This window comes from Citrobacter sp. CK189 (genome assembly GCF_030333505.1).
In the GTDB taxonomy this organism is placed as follows: domain Bacteria; phylum Pseudomonadota; class Gammaproteobacteria; order Enterobacterales; family Enterobacteriaceae; genus Citrobacter_B; species Citrobacter_B koseri.
On sequence record NZ_JAOWFV010000032.1, the window covers coordinates 185900 to 204904 of the forward strand.

20 protein-coding genes, 1 other RNA gene and 2 pseudogenes are annotated in these 19005 nt (G+C 51.2%); 11 read left to right on the forward strand and 12 right to left on the reverse strand.

All coding sequences use genetic code 11. From position 1 onward, the window contains the following. Positions 1 to 19: 19 nt before the first annotated feature. The 5 genes from acrB (at position 20) to OGV83_RS02365 (ending at position 5607) form a co-directional block, all read left to right on the forward strand. Complete coding sequence (gene acrB / locus OGV83_RS02345; RefSeq protein ID WP_012133513.1) at positions 20 to 3166, forward strand: efflux RND transporter permease AcrB; 3147 nt, start codon at positions 20 to 22, stop codon at positions 3164 to 3166. A gap of 501 nt (positions 3167 to 3667) precedes the next feature. Then, positions 3668 to 4042 (forward strand): Hha toxicity modulator TomB, encoded by a 375-nt coding sequence (gene tomB, locus OGV83_RS02350; protein WP_012133514.1) that lies wholly within the window; start codon positions 3668 to 3670, stop codon positions 4040 to 4042. Between the two features lie 27 nt (positions 4043 to 4069). Next, on the forward strand, positions 4070 to 4288 hold the full coding sequence (gene hha / locus OGV83_RS02355) for a hemolysin expression-modulating protein Hha (RefSeq protein ID WP_002892050.1): 219 nt from the start codon (positions 4070 to 4072) through the stop codon (positions 4286 to 4288). 183 nt (positions 4289 to 4471) lie between these two features. After that, positions 4472 to 5023 carry a maltose O-acetyltransferase gene (gene maa / locus OGV83_RS02360; RefSeq protein ID WP_012133515.1) on the forward strand — a complete coding sequence of 184 codons (552 nt, stop codon included), beginning with the start codon at positions 4472 to 4474 and terminating at the stop codon, positions 5021 to 5023. Positions 5024 to 5136: 113 nt separating this feature from the next. Beyond that, the gene (locus tag OGV83_RS02365; RefSeq protein ID WP_115615350.1) at positions 5137 to 5607 is read left to right on the forward strand and encodes a YlaC family protein; all 471 of its coding nucleotides are present in this window, start codon (positions 5137 to 5139) and stop codon (positions 5605 to 5607) included. A 77-nt stretch (positions 5608 to 5684) separates the two neighbouring features. Here the strand turns inward: OGV83_RS02365 and ykgO are convergent, their stop codons facing one another. Both ykgO and OGV83_RS02375 read right to left on the reverse strand, forming a co-directional pair. After that, positions 5685 to 5825, reverse strand: coding sequence for a type B 50S ribosomal protein L36 (ykgO, locus tag OGV83_RS02370; RefSeq protein ID WP_003859006.1), 141 nt, complete (start codon positions 5823 to 5825; stop codon positions 5685 to 5687). Position 5826: 1 nt separating this feature from the next. Further along, positions 5827 to 6087, reverse strand: coding sequence for a type B 50S ribosomal protein L31 (locus OGV83_RS02375; protein WP_012133519.1), 261 nt, complete (start codon positions 6085 to 6087; stop codon positions 5827 to 5829). Between the two features lie 225 nt (positions 6088 to 6312). Here OGV83_RS02375 and pdeB point away from each other — a divergent pair, with 225 nt between their 5' ends. Further along, the gene (gene pdeB / locus OGV83_RS02380; RefSeq protein ID WP_047458434.1) at positions 6313 to 7863 is read left to right on the forward strand and encodes a cyclic di-3',5'-guanosine monophosphate phosphodiesterase PdeB; all 1551 of its coding nucleotides are present in this window, start codon (positions 6313 to 6315) and stop codon (positions 7861 to 7863) included. Positions 7864 to 7902: 39 nt separating this feature from the next. Here the strand turns inward: pdeB and OGV83_RS02385 are convergent, their stop codons facing one another. Beyond that, positions 7903 to 8256 carry a DUF1428 domain-containing protein gene (locus OGV83_RS02385; RefSeq protein WP_012133521.1) on the reverse strand — a complete coding sequence of 118 codons (354 nt, stop codon included), beginning with the start codon at positions 8254 to 8256 and terminating at the stop codon, positions 7903 to 7905. A gap of 79 nt (positions 8257 to 8335) precedes the next feature. Next, positions 8336 to 8950 (reverse strand): membrane protein YczE, encoded by a 615-nt coding sequence (gene yczE, locus OGV83_RS02390; protein WP_012133522.1) that lies wholly within the window; start codon positions 8948 to 8950, stop codon positions 8336 to 8338. An 86-nt stretch (positions 8951 to 9036) separates the two neighbouring features. On the opposite strand from yczE, the gene yczR reads away from it, so the two are divergent. Further along, positions 9037 to 10464, forward strand: coding sequence for a MocR-like transcription factor YczR (yczR, locus tag OGV83_RS02395; RefSeq protein ID WP_248622843.1), 1428 nt, complete (start codon positions 9037 to 9039; stop codon positions 10462 to 10464). 20 nt (positions 10465 to 10484) lie between these two features. Here yczR and OGV83_RS02400 read toward each other — a convergent pair whose 3' ends face one another. The 3 genes and pseudogenes from OGV83_RS02400 to OGV83_RS02410 all read right to left on the reverse strand — a co-directional run. Then, on the reverse strand, positions 10485 to 10700 hold the full coding sequence (locus tag OGV83_RS02400) for a hypothetical protein (RefSeq protein ID WP_012133524.1): 216 nt from the start codon (positions 10698 to 10700) through the stop codon (positions 10485 to 10487). Continuing rightward, positions 10697 to 10948 (reverse strand): hypothetical protein, encoded by a 252-nt coding sequence (locus tag OGV83_RS02405; RefSeq protein ID WP_012133525.1) that lies wholly within the window; start codon positions 10946 to 10948, stop codon positions 10697 to 10699. Before OGV83_RS02405 ends, OGV83_RS02400 begins: the two co-directional genes overlap by 4 nt. 349 nt (positions 10949 to 11297) lie before the next feature. After that, a pseudogene (locus OGV83_RS02410) lies at positions 11298 to 11594 on the reverse strand (hypothetical protein); the annotation flags it as partial. Positions 11595 to 11971: 377 nt separating this feature from the next. Between OGV83_RS02410 and OGV83_RS02415 the strand changes: the two are divergent. After that, the gene (locus tag OGV83_RS02415; protein ID WP_080975406.1) at positions 11972 to 13405 is read left to right on the forward strand and encodes a PAAR domain-containing protein; all 1434 of its coding nucleotides are present in this window, start codon (positions 11972 to 11974) and stop codon (positions 13403 to 13405) included. A gap of 1 nt (position 13406) precedes the next feature. After that, on the forward strand, positions 13407 to 13799 hold the full coding sequence (locus OGV83_RS02420; protein WP_134769668.1) for a hypothetical protein: 393 nt from the start codon (positions 13407 to 13409) through the stop codon (positions 13797 to 13799). A gap of 172 nt (positions 13800 to 13971) precedes the next feature. Here OGV83_RS02420 and OGV83_RS02425 read toward each other — a convergent pair whose 3' ends face one another. Further along, positions 13972 to 14934 carry a site-specific integrase gene (locus OGV83_RS02425; RefSeq protein WP_248622844.1) on the reverse strand — a complete coding sequence of 321 codons (963 nt, stop codon included), beginning with the start codon at positions 14932 to 14934 and terminating at the stop codon, positions 13972 to 13974. A 109-nt stretch (positions 14935 to 15043) separates the two neighbouring features. Next, positions 15044 to 15140, reverse strand: an RNA gene (gene ffs / locus OGV83_RS02430) — signal recognition particle sRNA small type. A gap of 84 nt (positions 15141 to 15224) precedes the next feature. On the opposite strand from ffs, the pseudogene OGV83_RS02435 reads away from it, so the two are divergent. Then, positions 15225 to 15614 (forward strand): annotated as a pseudogene (locus OGV83_RS02435) (MGMT family protein). Between the two features lie 35 nt (positions 15615 to 15649). Here OGV83_RS02435 and OGV83_RS02440 read toward each other — a convergent pair. Further along, positions 15650 to 16219 (reverse strand): YbaY family lipoprotein, encoded by a 570-nt coding sequence (locus tag OGV83_RS02440; RefSeq protein ID WP_012133527.1) that lies wholly within the window; start codon positions 16217 to 16219, stop codon positions 15650 to 15652. Between the two features lie 215 nt (positions 16220 to 16434). Between OGV83_RS02440 and tesB the strand changes: the two genes are divergently transcribed. Continuing rightward, positions 16435 to 17295, forward strand: coding sequence for an acyl-CoA thioesterase II (gene tesB, locus OGV83_RS02445; protein WP_012133528.1), 861 nt, complete (start codon positions 16435 to 16437; stop codon positions 17293 to 17295). A 48-nt stretch (positions 17296 to 17343) separates the two neighbouring features. On the opposite strand, the gene amtB is transcribed toward tesB, so the two are convergent. Both amtB and glnK read right to left on the reverse strand, forming a co-directional pair. Then, positions 17344 to 18630 carry an ammonium transporter AmtB gene (amtB, locus tag OGV83_RS02450; protein WP_024130590.1) on the reverse strand — a complete coding sequence of 429 codons (1287 nt, stop codon included), beginning with the start codon at positions 18628 to 18630 and terminating at the stop codon, positions 17344 to 17346. 31 nt (positions 18631 to 18661) lie between these two features. After that, entirely contained in the window at positions 18662 to 19000 is a 339-nt protein-coding gene (glnK, locus tag OGV83_RS02455; RefSeq protein ID WP_012133530.1) for a P-II family nitrogen regulator, read from the reverse strand. Positions 19001 to 19005 lie beyond the last annotated feature (5 nt).

Genomic DNA, 19005 nt, shown 5'->3' on the forward strand with positions numbered 1-19005 from the left:
AAACAGGAGCCGTTAAGACATGCCTAATTTCTTTATCGATCGCCCTATATTTGCGTGGGTGATCGCCATTATCATCATGTTGGCAGGGGGCCTCGCGATCCTCAAACTGCCGGTAGCGCAATATCCAACGATTGCGCCGCCCGCAGTGACGATCTCCGCGACTTACCCTGGCGCTGATGCGAAAACCGTGCAGGACACGGTGACGCAGGTTATCGAACAGAACATGAACGGTATCGATAACCTGATGTACATGTCCTCAAACAGTGACTCCACGGGTACCGTGCAGATCACCCTGACCTTCGAATCCGGTACGGATGCAGATATCGCGCAGGTTCAGGTGCAGAACAAACTGCAACTGGCCATGCCGCTGCTTCCCCAGGAGGTTCAACAGCAGGGTGTGAGCGTTGAGAAATCATCCAGCAGCTTCCTGATGGTTGTGGGCGTCATCAACACCGACGGCACCATGACCCAGGAGGATATCTCTGACTACGTTGCGGCGAACATGAAAGACGCCATCAGCCGTACGTCAGGTGTGGGTGACGTGCAGCTGTTTGGTTCGCAGTACGCGATGCGTATCTGGATGGACCCAACGAAGCTGAACAACTTCCAGCTCACGCCAGTGGATGTGATTAACGCGATCAAAGCGCAAAACGCCCAGGTTGCGGCCGGTCAGCTTGGCGGTACGCCGCCGGTGAAAGGCCAGCAACTGAACGCCTCCATCATCGCGCAAACGCGTCTGACCTCTACGGAAGAGTTCGGTAAAATTCTGCTGAAAGTGAACCAGGACGGCTCCCAGGTTCGCCTGCGCGATGTAGCAAGAATTGAACTGGGCGGTGAGAACTACGACATCATTGCGAAGTTCAACGGACAGCCTGCGTCTGGTCTGGGGATCAAGCTGGCGACCGGTGCGAACGCGCTGGATACCGCAAACGCCATCCGTGCAGAACTGAAGAAGATGGAACCGTTCTTCCCGTCAGGGATGAAGATCGTTTACCCGTATGACACCACCCCGTTCGTGACGATCTCCATTCACGAAGTGGTGAAAACGCTGGTAGAAGCCATCATCCTCGTGTTCCTGGTCATGTACCTGTTCCTGCAAAACTTCCGCGCGACGTTGATTCCGACAATCGCGGTGCCGGTAGTGCTGTTGGGGACATTCGCCGTGCTTTCGGCGTTCGGTTTCTCGATAAACACGCTAACAATGTTCGGGATGGTGCTCGCCATCGGCCTGTTGGTGGATGACGCCATCGTGGTGGTAGAGAACGTCGAGCGTGTAATGTCCGAAGAAGGATTGCCGCCGAAAGAAGCCACGCGAAAATCAATGGGCCAGATTCAGGGCGCGCTGGTGGGGATCGCGATGGTGCTGTCAGCGGTATTTATCCCGATGGCCTTCTTCGGCGGGTCTACAGGGGCTATTTATCGTCAGTTCTCCATCACCATTGTGTCCGCAATGGCGCTGTCAGTGCTGGTAGCATTGATCCTGACGCCAGCCCTGTGCGCCACCATGCTTAAGCCGGTTGCCAAAGGCAGCCACGGGTCAACCAAAGGTTTCTTTGGCTGGTTCAACAACATGTTCGAGAAGAGCACGCACCACTACACCGACAGCGTAGGCAACATCCTGCGCAGCACCGGTCGTTATCTGCTGCTCTATCTGATCATCGTGGTCGGCATGGCTTACCTGTTCGTTCGTCTGCCAAGCTCCTTCTTGCCGGACGAGGACCAGGGGGTCTTTCTGAGCATGGCGCAGCTGCCAGCGGGCGCAACCCAGGAGCGTACGCAGAAAGTTCTCGATGAGATGACCGACTATTATCTCACCAAAGAGAAAGATAACGTTGAATCCGTCTTTGCGGTTAACGGCTTTGGTTTTGCTGGTCGTGGTCAGAACACCGGTATCGCGTTCGTCTCGTTGAAAGACTGGGCCGACCGTCCGGGGGATGAGAATAAAGTCGATGCGATCACCGGTCGCGCGATGGGCGCATTCTCCCAGATTAAAGATGCGATGGTGTTCGCCTTTAACCTACCAGCGATTGTCGAACTGGGTACGGCAACGGGCTTCGACTTCCAGTTGATTGACCAGGGCGGCCTCGGTCATGAAAAACTGACGCAGGCGCGTAACCAGCTGTTTGGCGAAGTTGCAAAACACCCGGATCTGCTGGTCGGCGTTCGTCCGAACGGTCTGGAAGATACGCCGCAGTTCAAGGTCGATATCGATCAGGAAAAAGCACAGGCGCTGGGTGTTTCCATTAGCGATATTAACACGACGCTGGGCGCAGCATGGGGCGGCAGCTATGTGAACGACTTCATCGACCGTGGTCGTGTGAAGAAAGTTTACGTCATGTCTGAAGCGAAATACCGTATGTTGCCGGAAGATATCGGAAACTGGTATGTGCGCGGTAGCGATGGTCAGATGGTGCCGTTCTCGGCCTTCTCCTCCTCGCGCTGGGAATACGGTTCACCGCGTCTGGAACGCTATAACGGTCTGCCTTCAATGGAAATCCTCGGCCAGGCGGCACCAGGTAAGAGTACCGGTGAAGCAATGGCGATGATGGAAGAGCTGGCAAGCAAACTGCCATCCGGCATCGGCTACGACTGGACCGGGATGTCTTATCAGGAACGACTGTCCGGCAACCAGGCGCCTGCCCTGTACGCCATTTCACTGATCGTGGTCTTCCTGTGTCTGGCGGCTCTGTATGAGAGCTGGTCTATTCCGTTCTCCGTTATGCTGGTGGTGCCGCTCGGGGTTATCGGCGCGCTGCTGGCGGCAACCTTCCGTGGCCTGACCAACGACGTTTACTTCCAGGTGGGCCTGCTCACAACCATTGGGTTGTCGGCGAAGAACGCGATACTTATCGTCGAATTCGCCAAAGACTTAATGGATAAAGAAGGCAAAGGTCTGATAGAAGCAACGCTGGAAGCGGTACGTATGCGTTTACGCCCGATCCTGATGACGTCTCTGGCGTTTATCCTCGGTGTTATGCCGCTGGTTATCAGCTCTGGCGCAGGTTCCGGCGCGCAGAACGCTGTGGGCACCGGCGTAATGGGCGGGATGGTCACCGCAACGGTTCTGGCTATCTTCTTCGTTCCGGTCTTCTTTGTGGTGGTACGCCGCCGCTTTAGCCGCAAGAGCGAAGACATTGAGCACAGCCATTCGGTAGAGCATCATTGATTCATCTCCTGTGAAAAGGCCGCGCAAGCGGCCTTTTTTCTGGATAAAAATCATAAAAAGCGCTTATTGTTAGTTTGTTTATTCACCGTAGAATAAATAAGACATATAATCCCCAGCGTGCTAAAGGCTATTCTTAGAGAGTCTGGTCATTTCTTATTTTTTCCGTTAATTAAGAAATCATTAAGATTATTCCTGGTATATCGTGAGTGTAACAGCCTTCTTAACAATCGTTGTTAGCACAAATGACGATAACTCAATGATTGCAAAAACAATAAAAAGATCGCCTCATTTCAGGCATCGTCTTTTACGGTTAAAATGTAAAATTGCGTTGGGGCAACATACTTTTACCTAATTGTAATTTTTCGTAATAGGACGATGAAATCTTTTTTAGAGTGGATTATAGTTAAAACATCAGGAGAAGAGCGCAAGTTCCAGGTCAGTTAGTTGTATCCATCCCGAAAGGTGTTCGGTTAGTTCAAGCCACTAAGAAGGGGATGCGTTATGGATGAGTACTCACCCAAAAGACATGATATCGCACAGCTTAAATTTCTCTGTGAAACCCTGTATCATGACTGTCTTGCAAACCTTGAAGAAAGCAACCACGGTTGGGTTAATGACCCTACTTCGGCAATCAATCTTCAGCTCAATGAACTGATAGAGCATATTGCAACCTTCGCACTTAATTATAAAATTAAGTATAATGAGGACAATAAGCTGATTGCACAGATAGATGAATATCTGGATGACACCTTTATGTTGTTCAGCAGTTACGGCATTAATGCGCAGGATCTGCAAAAATGGCGAAAATCAGGAAACCGCCTGTTTCGCTGCTTCGTCAATGCCACCAGGGCGAATCCTGTTAGCTTGTCATGTTAAAAATTATTACAATCATAGGTAAGATTTATGTCCGATAAACCATTAACGAAAACAGATTATTTGATGCGTTTACGACGCTGCCAGACAATAGACACGCTGGAACGTGTAATAGAGAAAAATAAATATGAATTGTCTGACAATGAATTGGCTGTATTTTACTCAGCAGCAGATCACCGTCTTGCAGAATTGACGATGAATAAGCTCTACGACAAGATTCCCACCTCCGTGTGGAAATTCATTCGCTAATTTTTGCATAACGCTATGGAGAATACGTTCGTTCTGCCTGACCGAGGGCTTCCCTGTATTTACCGTTAATTCCTATTTTACGTCTCGTGATTTAGATCACATCAAGGTAACGGGAACGTTCCCTTAAAAGGCGTTGCGCTTTACTGTACTGCGGCAGTTAATCCACAAACAGAAGAGTGCATAATGAGCGAAGAAAAGCAGAAGATGATTGCCGGTGAGTTATATTGCCCGGCCGATGAGACATTGCGCAACGACCGCCTGCGGGCGCGCCAGTTGCTTCATCGATACAACCACTCCGCACCGGACGAGAAGAATGCGCGACAGGCTATTCTGAGCGACCTGCTAGGCCAGAGCGACGGTGCGTATATTGAACCCTCCTTCCGCTGTGATTACGGTTACAATATTTACCTCGGCAAAGCATTTTACGCTAACTTCGACTGTGTGATGCTGGATGTCTGCCCGATTCATATCGGCGACAATTGTATGCTCGCGCCTGGCGTGCATATCTATACGGCGACGCACCCGCTGGATGCCACAGAACGCAATAGCGGTAAGGAACTGGGTAAACCTGTAACCATCGGGAATAATGTCTGGATCGGCGGTCGCGCCGTGATTAACCCTGGCGTCACCATTGGCGATAACGCCGTTATCGCATCAGGCGCCGTCGTGACCAAAAGCGTTCCGGCCAACGTTGTGGTCGGTGGAAATCCCGCGCGAATCATTAAAACGCTGTAAAGCGAATTGTAACTGTTATGATAAATTGTGGTTAATCTGTTACTTTTTTCATGAAGTTCGCCCTTCTAAAATGGGCTGTTCCCTGAATGTTACAGAAATCACAAAGGCAAATGATGACAGAAATACAGCGCCTGCTGACGGAAACGATTGACGATCTCAATGCTCGCGAGAAACGCGACAACAGACCGCGTTTCAGTATTAGTTTTATCCGCAAACATCCGGGGCTGTTTATTGGCATGTATATCGCCTGGTTTGCCACGCTGGCCGTCATGCTGCAATCAGACACGCTGGTGGATTCAGTGTGGCTGCTGGTCGTATTATTCGTCCTGTTGAATGGTTTTTTCTTTTTTGATGTCGCCCCGCGTTATCGCTACGAGGATATCGACGTGCTGGATTTCAGGGTTTGCTATAACGGAGAATGGTATAACACGCGCTTCGTTCCCCCTGCGCTGATCCACGCTATTCTTCAGTCACCGCATGTTGGCAGCGACCAGAAAGCACAATTACAGAAGATGATAACGCGTAAAGGCGAACTCTCTTTCTACGATGTTTTCACGCTCACTCGCACAGAGGCAAGCCGTTAGTTTTCTCACTGTTGCAGATGTAAAAAGTGCGTACCGTCCCTGGCACGCACTGTAGTCCCTGCAATGTTGGCAAATCATTAACGTCTTTTTTTACGACCCTGCACCGCTTTAAAACGTGGATTGGATTTGCAGATCACATATAAACGCCCTTTGCGTTTAACTATCTGGCAGTCCGGGTGCCGCTGCTTTGCGCTACGCAATGAATTCAGTACCTGCATCTTATCCTCGCTTAGCGCCAATAAAATTTCCGAAACGTTTCTGGAAACGTGCTGCGCTGCCTTCGTTATCAAAGGTTTTTTGTTTTCCGGTGTAATAAGGGTGTGATTTAGAAGACACCTCAATGGTGACATACGGATAGGTCACGCCCTCAAGTTCAATCTCACGTTCGGTTTTGATCGTTGACCCCACCTTAAAGTATTCATTCGCACTGGTATCGTGGAACACCACGGTGCGATAGGCAGGATGGATATTCGGTTTCATGACAGCCTCAATATTATGTTATAACGTAACAATAAAATACGTTGCAAATTGCCGCTTTTCAACCCTCATAATGATGTGGTTATCCTTCAACATTGTACGTTTTAAGTCGAAACAAGCCCTTATTGAGCCAGAAAGAGCAAAAGCAGTTAGAATAACGTGATTAAACGAAGGGCTTTTTTACGTTCAGATATACTCGCCATATGCTGCATCAATAAGGATATCACCGTGACAACACGACATTTGGTCAGCCTGGTCACAGGGGTGCTCATTCTGTCTGTCCTTGCCCCTGTGGGATTAAGCCTCTGGCTCGCTCATCGCCAGGTTGAAAAGAAATTTATTGAGGAACTTAACGTCTATTCATCACGCGTAGCCTTACGCGCTGACAAAGTTGCCTCCCAGAGCAAACTGGCGTTAGACCAGCTAAACGCCTTTCGCGGTACGCCTTGTAGTAATGCGCATTTACTGACAATGCGCCGAATATCTTACAGTCTGCGCTACATTCAGGAAGTGCTATACCTCGACCAAAATATGCCTGTTTGCTCATCGCTGGAGCAAAAAAGCGCCCCCTTCGTTTTCCCCAAACCGGAAAAGATCACCCAGGACGGCTACCGCATATGGCTTACCTCGCAAAATGATTTAGGGCTCAAGCGCTTTATGGTCGCTGTGGGTAAAGGACACTATGTGGTCATGATGGACCCCGCCTCCTTCATTGATGTGATCCCATTTAGTTCATGGCATATTGATGCCGCTATTATTGGCGAAGCAAATAACATCGTGGCCGCCAGTAGCAATCGGCTCGATCCCGACATTATTCGACAATTGCAGCAGTCGCCCGGTCAATACCGGGAAGATCGCAACAGTGTCTACACAATTCAGCGCTCTCCTGAAATGAACATCGCCATCGTGACCTGGGCCTCCACGCTACCGCTACAAAAGAACTGGTATCGCCAGGCTTTTATCTGGCTACCGCTGGGGATGATGGCGAGCCTGCTGGCGGCGGCGTTTATTCTGCGCATTCTTCGCCGCTTACAATCACCACACCACCGTTTACTGGACGCCATCCATAACCGTGATATTAAGGTGCATTATCAGCCGATTATTTCGCTGAGTAGCGGGAAGATAGCAGGCGCGGAAGCGCTGGCTCGCTGGCCGCAAACCGACGGCAGCTACCTTTCGCCAGAAATATTTATTCCCCTCGCAGAACAAACGGGGCTTTCCGAACCGCTCACCCACCTGATTTTAGAGACCGTTTTTGAGGAGATGGGAACATGGCTGCGACAACACCCTGAGCAGCACATTTCTATCAATATTGAGGCAACGACCCTTGCGTCGGAGAAACTTCCGGTACATCTCAGTCAGTTGCTTAACCGGAGTCAGATTTCACCGTCGCAAATCGCGCTGGAGTTGACCGAGCGTGAGTTTGCCGATCCCAAAACCAGCGCGCCAGTCATTGCCAGATACCGCAAAGCCGGTCACGCGATTTATCTTGATGACTTTGGCACTGGCTATTCCAGTCTTTGCTACTTACAGAATCTGGACGTGGATATTCTGAAGATCGACAAGTCCTTTGTTGATGCGCTGGCCTACAAAAATGTGACGCCGCATATTATTGAAATGGCGAAAACGCTGAAGCTGAAAATGGTGGCGGAAGGTATTGAAACGACGCATCAGGAGGACTGGTTACGCCAGCACGGCGTGCAGTATGGTCAGGGATGGCTTTACAGCAAAGCGCTGCCCGCCGCAGAATTTATTTTGTGGGCGGAAAAACGGATTTAGAATGGGGACGGCTGGCGGCACGCCGCACAGCCTGTCGCTTCAGTCATCCAGAATGGGAGAGAATCCGCCGTAAATCATGCGCTTGCCATCAAAAGGCATGGCATCGCCAAACTCCTTCATTCGTGGGTCTGACATCATTTTCTGATTCGCCGCGTCGCGAACCTCTTTCGAAGGGTATTCAATCCAGCTAAACACCACCTCTTCGTGATCTTCCGCTTTTACCGCCATGCGAAAGTCGGTCAATTTGCCGTCCGGCACATCATCAGCCCAACACTCAACGACGCGTAACGCCCCAAACTCTTTAAAGAGAGGAGCCGCTTTTGCCGCCATTTCCCGATACGCCTCCTTGTTTTCAGCAGGTACGGCAACCACAAAACCATCAACATACTTCATGAGAAAAACCTCCGAAGCGTACTGCGCGGCAAGCCAATTCTGGCCGCGTCAGTCGTTGTTAAGTCTAGTCGCCATCGCGTTACTCTGCTGTGGGCGAATGACGAACCCGAATGCGTGCCCGGGGTTGATAGCGAAACCACGGCAAGCAGATCTGAATCAGCGGCCCGATAGCCAGCGCATACAATACCGTACCGACGCCCAGCGTCCCCCCCAGCAACCAGCCGCTCAGTAATACCGAAACTTCAATCGCCGTACGGATGGCGCGTATCGACCAACCGGTGCGCGCGTGAATCCCGGTCATCAGGCCATCTCGCGGGCCTGCGCCGAAACCGGCCCCAATATACATGCTGGTCGCCAGCGCGTTGACCACTACAGCGGAGATCAACAGAACACTGCGGACAAGCAACGACTCAAAAGCGGGCAATACGGCCAGCGCAACATCCGCCGCCAGTCCAATAACGATCACGTTGCTGATGGTGCCAAGGCCCGGGCGTTGACGCAGCGGAATCCACAGTAATAACACCAGCACGCCAACGGCGATAATCACCATGCCAATGTTCATTGACAGTAAATTCGCCACGCCAAGGTGGAAAACGTTCCACGGATCGGCCCCTAAGTCCGCACGCACAAACATTGCGGTCGATACGCCATAAAGAGCCAGACCGGTATACAGTTGAATCAGACGACGCAGCATTCTTCCATTCTCCCCGTTCAGATACCTTTCATCTTCACCGCAATTGGCACTATGATTAATGTCCAGTTTTAAAAAAGTGGACTGCTATGTCATCACGCCGCTATGGAAGCCAGTCTCTTCAGCGCCTGCTTGGGCACTGGCAGGAGACCCCCTCACGTACTCCTGTCTGGCGTCAGCTGGCGGAGGCCCTGCGTCTGCTGATTCTTGATGGCCGACTGGCGCTCGATAGCCGACTGCCCGGCGAACGCGAACTGGCCGCCGTATTGAAGATCAGCCGAACCACCGTCGCCAGCGCAATGGCGCAACTTCGGGAAGAAGGCTATCTGGAAAGCCGTCAGGGTAGCGGCTCGCGGGTGATCTTACCGGATGCCATCCACCCTGTGCCCACGCGCGGCGGAGCCAATATGGCATTGGATCTCTCTACCGCCGCGCTCAGCGCAGGCCCTGAAATTCACCAGGCTTACCAGCAGGCGCTTTGCGCAATGCCGCAGCATCTGCTGAGTTCCGGGTATCTGCCGCAAGGTCTGCTCTCTTTACGTGAATCTATCGCCCGGCACTATTGCGAGCGCGGCTTGCCAACCCGTCCTGATGAAATCATGGTGGTCAATGGCGCCGTGAGCGGGCTGGCGCTGCTCCTGCGACTCCTGACGGGCCCAGGCGATCGCGTGGTGGTGGATCACCCGACCTACCCGCTCGCAATCGCCGCGATTCAGGGAGCCTCCTGTCGCCCCGTTGGCGTCTCATTGCCCGAACAGGGTTGGGACACCGCCGGTCTGATGGCGACCATTGCGCAGACCGCGCCGAGAATGGCTTATCTGATGCCGGATTTCCATAATCCCACCGGGCGCTGTATGGATGCCGCCACGCGGCAAGCGGTCGCGGATATTGCTGCCAGAACGCATACCACGCTGGTTGTGGACGAGACGATGGTTAATTTGTGGTACAACGCCCCGCCGCCGCCCCCACTCGCGCATTACAATGCCGACGCGCCGATTATTATGCTGGGATCGGCAGGAAAAAGTTTCTGGGGCGGGTTGCGTCTGGGGTGGGTTCGCGCCTCATCACGGACAATCGCCGCGCTGGTACAAACCCGGGATACGTTTGATTTAGGATCGCCGGTACTGGAGCAGTTAGCGACCGGCTGGCTGCTTGATAATGCCGCCAGCTTTCTTCCTGACAGACGGCAGTTGCTGTCCCAACGACGCGACCTGTGTTGTGAACTGATGCACGCGCATTTTCCTGAATGGCGCTTCAGGCAGCCGCAGGGCGGACTCTCTTTTTGGGTGGAGTTACCCGACACGCTGGCCACTCTCTTTGCAATGCGCGCCGAAAGCGAAGGGATTCAACTGGGCACCGGTACGCGTTTTGGTCTCGCGGGTGCGTTTGATCGTTTCTTACGTATGCCGTTCACCCTGCCGGATGAAACACTGCGATCGGCTTTTCAGACATTACAGCCGATATGGGACAACCTGCGCTCACAAAACAGCGCAGGGAAAATACGCAAAATTATCTAATATGGCCTGTCATCGTCGTTTTATTGCTGGCGTGGGACGGGGAAACCTTTCAGGGAAATAATGAAGTTCTCGCCGTCTTTCTTTATTTTTGCCCCGGCATCGCACCAGTCGGAGGCAATACGAAAGAATTCATCACTACCAACATTCCAGTTAAGACGAACATGCTTCACATAGCCGGAACGCAGTAATTCGCAGGCTTCGCCATAATTACTGGCGATTGAGAGTTGTTGTTTCATTTTTTCTTCTTGAGTAATCTGCGTAATGCTTTGATTTCTTTAGGAGTAAGCGGCTCATCCACGGATTCTTCCGTATGCTGACTGTCGATATCACTCGCCGAGACTCCCGCCTCTTCTGCGGCCTCAAATGCAATCAGCAGCAGTTTTTCTGTGGTGATACTTAAGTTCTCATTATTTGCTTCGGCATAATGGCGAAGCTTCTCTTTTAACGTCTCATCGATTTTGACATTTAGTACAGCAGTAGCCATCGTAAAGAGTCCTTGTAAACAGGCAAAACACGTCGTGTGCGACACAGCTATCGTCACCGCGTGAATATCAGGGCACAAACTGATTAATAACGTCCCGATAACACTCTGCCAGCATTTGATGACAAAATAATGACGTTAATATGACAAGAGGAGGAAAATGAAGAGGTTGCCGGACGGCAGAATTGGTGGGGCCCTGCCAGTCAACTATAAACCTTATTTTTCAATGCAATGGAGGCAAGTGGAACACATTATTTGTACCACCTGAAATGAGAATGAGCAAGCAGGTTTACCGCCAGCAACTTCTCCTTCCATTCATTGCGCAACAGTCCATCTCTGTCACGCAATACCATCACCCGCCTGTGCTGCTCTGACCGCTTAACGCTGATAACGTGAGCGATTGCATAAAGCTCGCCTGACTTGCTTTAGCCATGAAATCGACATAATCCGCAAGTCTGCTCGAATCGCTGGCAATAGTGAGCGGTACGGATGCTTCAAGATTCAAATTGAATGTAGGATTCACCGTGTATACTGGCGCATTACCACCAACCCCCAACCAATCCATGATCGCAGGATCAACGCTTCGAGTATCAAACCCCGTCTTATCCTGAATCCAATCCGCCGTAGCATTAGCAGAACCGTCCACAGCACCATCATAGAGAGCCTGGGTCGCTGGCTTATCTTTGTCAGCAAACCAATCAGGGAAACGAGAGATAATGCAGATCAAGCAATCCCAGGAGTGCAAATACACCAGGTCTTTCGAGGAAGATTAGCCCCCTTAACTGGTTGTTACGAAATGTAGTTTTACTTAAGTCTAATACTTGTTGTGCATGTAGTTATTGCTTGTAAAATGACCTCCGTGGTTATTTCCACATCTAAAATAGTGAGTTGCGCGGTATAACATCTACGGAGCACTACTTTAAACAGTGAATTTCGCTTTCCCTACAAAAGCTAAACAGCCCTACCTCTGCAACGGTCACAAACGAGAAAAACCTAAAAAAATCAACTGTCATATAAGGATATATTATGCCTGAAGCGGCAAGGAAAGGAGACATAGCAAAGGGCCACGGGTGTTTTCCTGATACCCCGATTATCGAAGGCAGTCCGAATGTTTTTATCAACGGTCAGCCTGCCGCCCGAGTTGGCGATGCGGCTGCACCACATACTTGCACCTGCGGAAATGGTTGTGGAACCCACTCCCGCTCCATAGCCGAAGGATCTGCCACTGTATTCATCAATGGCAAGCCAGCGGTCAGTGTGGGGTGCGGCATTAGCTGTGGCGGGGTGGTTATCTCCGGCAGCGGTAATGTCACCATCGGGAATGCGACATTTAAGTCCCCGGTACATGAGTGCGGCAAGCGAGCGGCACTGCAACGTTCACCGTTACTGGGCCTATCCCCGATGCTCAGTGGTGATATACCTGAGCCAGAACAACACGCACGGGCAGCTAAAAAGAAACGTACTGGCGTTGATGCTGGTTTCTGCGTAGTTCCTGAACAATCGACAACCGAATCTTTCGGAAGCATCCTGTTTGCTGGCGGTCAGCCGGAAGGAACACGCGAACTTTACCGCTCATTGAATGGTGCAGGTAAGGAATACAAGGCAGGTTCTATTCTGCTGCTGGTTGATCCTGATAAGCAGGACGACGAACAGATCGCCCACATGAAAGCCGCGAAAGCGCGAGTCGATGCGGCGTTAGAACCGCTGACAATCCAGGAAGCTAACTTCCTGCATAAACATTACGCTACCATAGCCAACTTCTCTAATATTGCCGATAAAGGTATTGGCCTTGCAGCCGATCCGGTTGGGAAGTATTTTGAGAATATTGAAAAGATTCTCAAAGAGATCCAAGAAACTTACAAAAATACGTACATGACACGAGGTGCATTAATTGGTGAACAGTTTTATGTGAGGCGTACTCAGTTATTCAAAGAGCTTGAACGTGTGCTAAAAGTTGGCTTCCTAAATAAGTTCATGAATTTTGGTAAGTATACGAAAATAAAAAATGTGCTTGGTTTATCTACCAGTTCAATCACTCATAAATGGAATGAGACAGGGATCAGTGATATTGAAGGTTACGCAACGCATATCGAGCGAGCAGCTAAATATACCAAGGCGATGAGTTATACTGGTTACGTTGGAATAGCGTTTAGTGCGGTTCACTCAATCAATGAGATAAATGAGGCTTGCTCAACTGGTCGTGAAGCTGAATGTACTAAGAAAAAATATACTGAGATCGGTAGTTTCACTGGAGGTCTTGCTGGAGGATATGCAGGAGGCGCAATAGGTATGGGGTTATGTACTCTCATCTTAGGTGGCGCAACAGTAGAAGTTGGTGGGGCTGGTGCATTAGCTTGTGGCGTAATACTGGGTACAGGTGGAGGCTATTGGTTAGGTCAAGAAGGAGCTGATTTAGGCCAAAGTTTCGGCGATTCTATATATGAATCCGTAGGTAAATAACATGCATACTCTTTTTATGTTATTAACGCCAGTAGGAATACTGGTTATTTTTATGTCATTCATGTATTCGACATTGAAAAATAATCAGCATAAAATATTATGCACAGATTTCTATAAAGAATACGGATATTATCCTGATGACATTTCCGCATATGAAAGAGGTGGTTTATTATTAACATTTCAGAAAGATATTCATTTTTTATTAGCTTTGTTATTCAAAGAGAATAGTTTTTTTGTTCGAAACATAAACAAAGATTTGTATAAGTTCATTCGTGAACAGCCAAAACAAAAAACATCCTGGATAAAAATCAAGTTTTTTCTCCTGATCTCTGGTGCTCTTATTTTAATAGCAGACTATGCCATTTTTTCCCTGTTTATAAAAAACGCACATTGATCTTTATTAGCCAGCGTTAATGCTGGCTCCCACTTGATACAGGGCTCAAAGAGTTTCTATCACTTCAACCAACCGCGAGGCATCAACGCCCTTCCCGTATCGGTTGTACGTGATCGTGGCATTCGAGTATCCGAGCACCTGGGACGCAAACTGCTCTGAGAATCCCGGCGGTTTAAATGTGGTGGCTGCTATAGTGTCGCAACGAATGGTATTCAGGTAAACCATGCCTGCCCCGGAACCGTGTGAACCAGCGGCTGAAGTAGTGACCATAACTGCCAAGGTGCAAGGTTAGCTCAGGGAATAAATGCCCTTTTCTGTCTTCGATGAAATCAAGCAGACCAAGCGTCAGCAGTTTCGAATGGATCGGAACGAACCGCCGAGAACTGTCCGTTTTAAGCGTCTGATTAGGGTTCAAGTTATCAACACGAAAGCACCAGATTCCGTCTACCTTCATCACGTCATTGTGGTAAAGCTGGCAGATTTCATTCTGCCTCATGCCAGAATAGCGACCGATTAAAATGATCCAGCGTTTCCAGTCTCTCACACTATGTAAAGCAATGTGCAATCGTTTCAGATCGTCGAGTGTATACGCAAGAAGGCGATCCATTGGTGATGTGGTTTCCTTCACTCCCATTCCTTCAAATGGGTTTCGAATATCTTCATCAGTACGAGTAGCAAGCCATTTGAAAAATGCTGAGTTCTTCTTGATGTAACGATTCCTGGTAGATGCAGATCCTTCAAGACCATCAACAAACGCCGCCGCGCTTCTCTTGCTGAAAGGCTCCGTTGTGGAATTCAAATATGCACTCACACACCTGTTGATCGTCAGTATTTCACGCACACCAACAGATCCCGCTTTGCTTTTCGTATACTTATCAAGTTCACTCTTCAAGCTCTTGAAAGGCTTCTTCTGTTGTGGTTGTTGGAAGGAAGCAGACGGGGTTGCAGTGTGTGCCGGGATGGACTGCGGAACACAGTGGAAAGGCTGCGAGGTGAAATATTTCTCCACACGGAGCAAGGCTTCACACCTGGAACGTGTACGAAGAGAAATACGAATTTCACGGCGTTTCCGAGGTGTCAGGTAGACCCTGCGGTAGTACCAGATCCCGTGACGGGAAAGCATAAGATGCGACATTGATTAGCGTCCTAAGTGATACATAAAAGTTGTATCACCGCCGTTTCAATGCACGAAAAAAAGAGGGTTACATGATGGATATCATGCACTTAGCAGAATTGGGTGGGGGCCCTGCCAGCTACATCCCGGCACACACGTCATCTGCTCTGGCTGCTTCCTTCCGGACCTGACCTGGTAAACAGAGTAGCGTTGCGGGAGAACCAACAGAGCCCCCATTGAGAGCGTTGTTAACCAACGCGCAGGCGCATTATCACTGCTGGCCCCTGTAAATGCAACCCATCCAACATCGGATGCTGTTTTCTTGCGCAATGAGGCTTCACTCCCCGGCGGTTCACGATTATGCTGGAAGATTATCGCAGGAATGAATGATGGACAGACAAGACACTTTCCCCCAACGCGTCTGGCAAATCGTGGCCTCAATCCCCGAAGGGTTTGTCACGACTTATGGCGACGTCGCCCGCCTCGCCGGTTCACCTCGTGCCGCGCGTCAGGTCGGCGGCGTATTAAAACGATTGCCGGAAGGCAGCACCCTCCCCTGGCATCGGGTCGTGAATCGTCATGGCGCCATCTCCCTGACCGGGCCAGACCTGCAACGCCAACGTCAGGCGTTACTGTCAGAAGGCGTGGTGGTCTCGGGGAGTGGGCAAATCGATATGCAACGATATCGCTGGATTTATTAACCCTCTCCGGCCGGAGAGGGTTGTCCTGTGAGAGCTTAGTACTGTGTCGGCGCCGGTACGGCGGAAGACGGGTTCACCTGCGTCGGCGACGTTGACGGTACGGTTGTCGCTGCGCCGCCGCTGGCCTGAACAGGCACTGCCGTTTGCTGAACCGGCACCAGCGTCAGATCCGCTTTCGTGCCGCCCTGATTAATGACTGGCTGTACGGTATCGGTGATAAAGACCAGTTTGTCATTAATCGTCACGGCGGCGCTCAACAGAATCCGCGCATTTGGCTGGATGTCAGCCGGGTTAAACGGCAGTACAAAGCTAAATGGCGACTGTTTCCCCTCGGTGCGCACCGCTTTCTGCGACAGCACTTTCGACGGCGCATCCGCCAGTGAGGCATCAGACAGCGTCACGGTCAGTACGGCATCCGGTGGCAGGGCCACTTTCTGACGGATCCAGACAGTACCGGAGACATTAGGTTGCTGAATAGTTGACTGTGTAGCCACGCCAGAAGTATTTGGGTCAGGCGCAGGCGTCTGGATATCTGCGCTTCTGTCTGCGCAGGCTGCCAGAGCAACCGCAACCGCTAAACCACTTACCATGTGCACGAGTTTCATTAAATTCTCCTTATCATCAATGCATCAGCGGGAGGTGCTTTACCCGCCGGAAGAGTGGTTAACAAAGACATAACGTGACTAAGTGTGGCATATCTCACTTATTTTTGCCTGGAATTAGTCCGTAATTCAGACTATTGCACCCATCGGACCACTTTCAAAATTGCGTTATACTCTGCCTACCTCGCTTCGGCGCCGTTGTTACCTGGAGAGCACGTATGAGTCAGGCACTGAATAATTTGCTGTCATTGTTAGATCTGGAAAAAATTGAAGAAGGACTCTTTCGGGGCCAAAGTGAAGACTTAGGATTACGTCAGGTTTTTGGTGGTCAGGTGGTCGGTCAGGCGCTGTATGCTGCCAAAGAGACCGTACCTGAACAACGTCTGGTTCACTCTTTTCACAGCTACTTTCTGCGCCCCGGCGACAGCCTGAAGCCCATTATTTACGATGTGGAAGTTCTGCGCGACGGCAACAGTTTCAGCGCGCGTCGCGTCGCCGCCATCCAGAACGGGAAGCCTATTTTCTATATGACAGCCTCCTTCCAGGCGCCGGAAGAGGGATTTGAGCATCAGAAAACCATGCCGGACGCCCCTGCGCCGGAAACGCTGCAATCGGAGACGGAGATCGCCCGTTCATTGGCGCATCTGCTGCCGCCCGTGCTGAAAGAGAAATTTATCAGCGACCGCCCGCTGGAGATCCGCCCGGTAGAGTTCCACAACCCGTTAAAAGGCCACGTTGCGAACCCGACGCGCCAGGTCTGGATCCGCGCCAACGGTACGATACCGGATGATATCCGCATTCATCAGTATCTGCTGGGTTATGCTTCCGATCTGAATTTCCTGCCCGTCGCGCTGCAACCCTACGGCATCGGCTTCCTGGAAAAAGGTCTGCAAATTGCCACGATCGACCATTCAATGTGGTTCCATCGCCCTTTCAACATGAACGAATGGTTGCTGTACAGCGTAGAGAGCACCTCAGCTTCCAGCGCCCGTGGTTTTGTTCGTGGGGAGTTTTACACGCGGGATGGCGTGATGGTCGCATCGACCGTTCAGGAAGGCGTGATGCGCAATCGCAATTGAAAATGGCCGAATGGCGACGCAAAAGCGTCGCCTCCGGCCTGTTGATGATCAGGCGTTATACGCATTCTCGCCGTGGCTGTTGACGTCCAGACCTTCGCGCTCCTGCTCTTCCGGTACACGCAGCCCAACGGTGATATCCGCCAGTTTGTAGCCGATAAACGCCACTACGCCAGACCAGACGATGGTGATAGCGATACTCTCCAGCTGCACCAGCAGCTGATGCCCCATCGTCACGCCTTCGGCAAACCCTACACCGCCGAGGGTGGTGGACGCAAAGATCCCGGTCAGGATACACCCAACGATGCCGCAAACGCCGTGGATGCCAAACACATCGCAAGGATCGTCCACACGCAGCAGACGTTTAAGCATCGTCACGCCCCACAGACCCGCCAGCCCCGCAACGACACCGAGAATCAACGCGCCGCCGACGCCAATGTAACCACAGGCTGGCGTTATGCCGACCAGTCCCGCGATAGCGCCGGAGCAGGCGCCCAGCAGAGACGGTTTACCGCGCAGCGCCCACTCGCCGAAAATCCACCCCAGAATAGCGGCAGCCGTTGCCACCACGGTGTTAACAAAGGCCAGTGCAGCAATCTCGTTCGCCATGCCCGCCGACCCGGCGTTAAAGCCAAACCAGCCGATATAGAGGATCGCGGTGCCGGTGAAAACCATCGGCAGGTTATGGGGTTTGAACGCCTCTTTACCAAAGCCGACGCGTTTGCCAATCAGATAAGCCCCCACCAGACCAGCAATCGCCGCATTGATATGCACGACCGTACCGCCCGCAAAATCCAGCGCGCCGTGAGAAGCCAGCAAACCGCCGCCCCAGACCATATGCGCAATCGGGATATAGGAGAGCGTCAGCCACACCACCACGAAAATCAGTACCGCAGAGAAGCGGATACGTTCAGCCAGCGCCCCTACGATCAGCCCGACGGTAATGCAGGCGAAAGAGCCCTGGAAAGCAACGTGAATATACTGGTAGAAACTGCCCATCACTGCCGTGAGCTCAATATTTTTCAGCATCACCCAGTTGAAGTCGCCAAAGAAGTTGTTCCCCTCGCCAAAGGCCAGCGAATAGCCGTAAACAACCCACAAAATACAGACCAGCGCGAAGGTGACGGCAACCTGCGTCAACATCGACAGCACGTTCTTTCCACGGATCAACCCGCCATAGAACAGAGCAATGCCCGGAATGGTCATGAACAGCACCAGCGCGGTGCAAATCATCATAAAGGCATTGTCGGCTTTATCCACAACCGCCGGGGCCGCCATTGCCAGACCTGGAAGCAAAGCCAGTGAAGCAAGGCCAGTTTTCATCGTTGCTATCTTCATCTTTTCGTTCCCTATCACTGTGTGCCAGGAGTTACAGTGCCGCTTCGTCGGCTTCGCCGGTACGAATACGAATGACACGTTGCAGCTCAGCGACAAAAATTTTGCCGTCGCCAATTTTTCCGGTGTAGGCCGCCTTGCTGATGACCTCAATGACTTCATCAAGCTGGTCGTCGGCAATCGCCACATCAATCTTCACTTTGGGCAGGAAGTTGACGCTGTATTCCGCACCGCGGTACAGCTCGGCATGACCTTTCTGACGCCCGAAGCCTTTTACTTCGGTGACTGTCAGCCCTTGAATACCAATCGAAGACAGTGCTTCACGGACGTCTTCCAGTTTGAACGGTTTGATTACCACGGTAACCAGCTTCATAGATC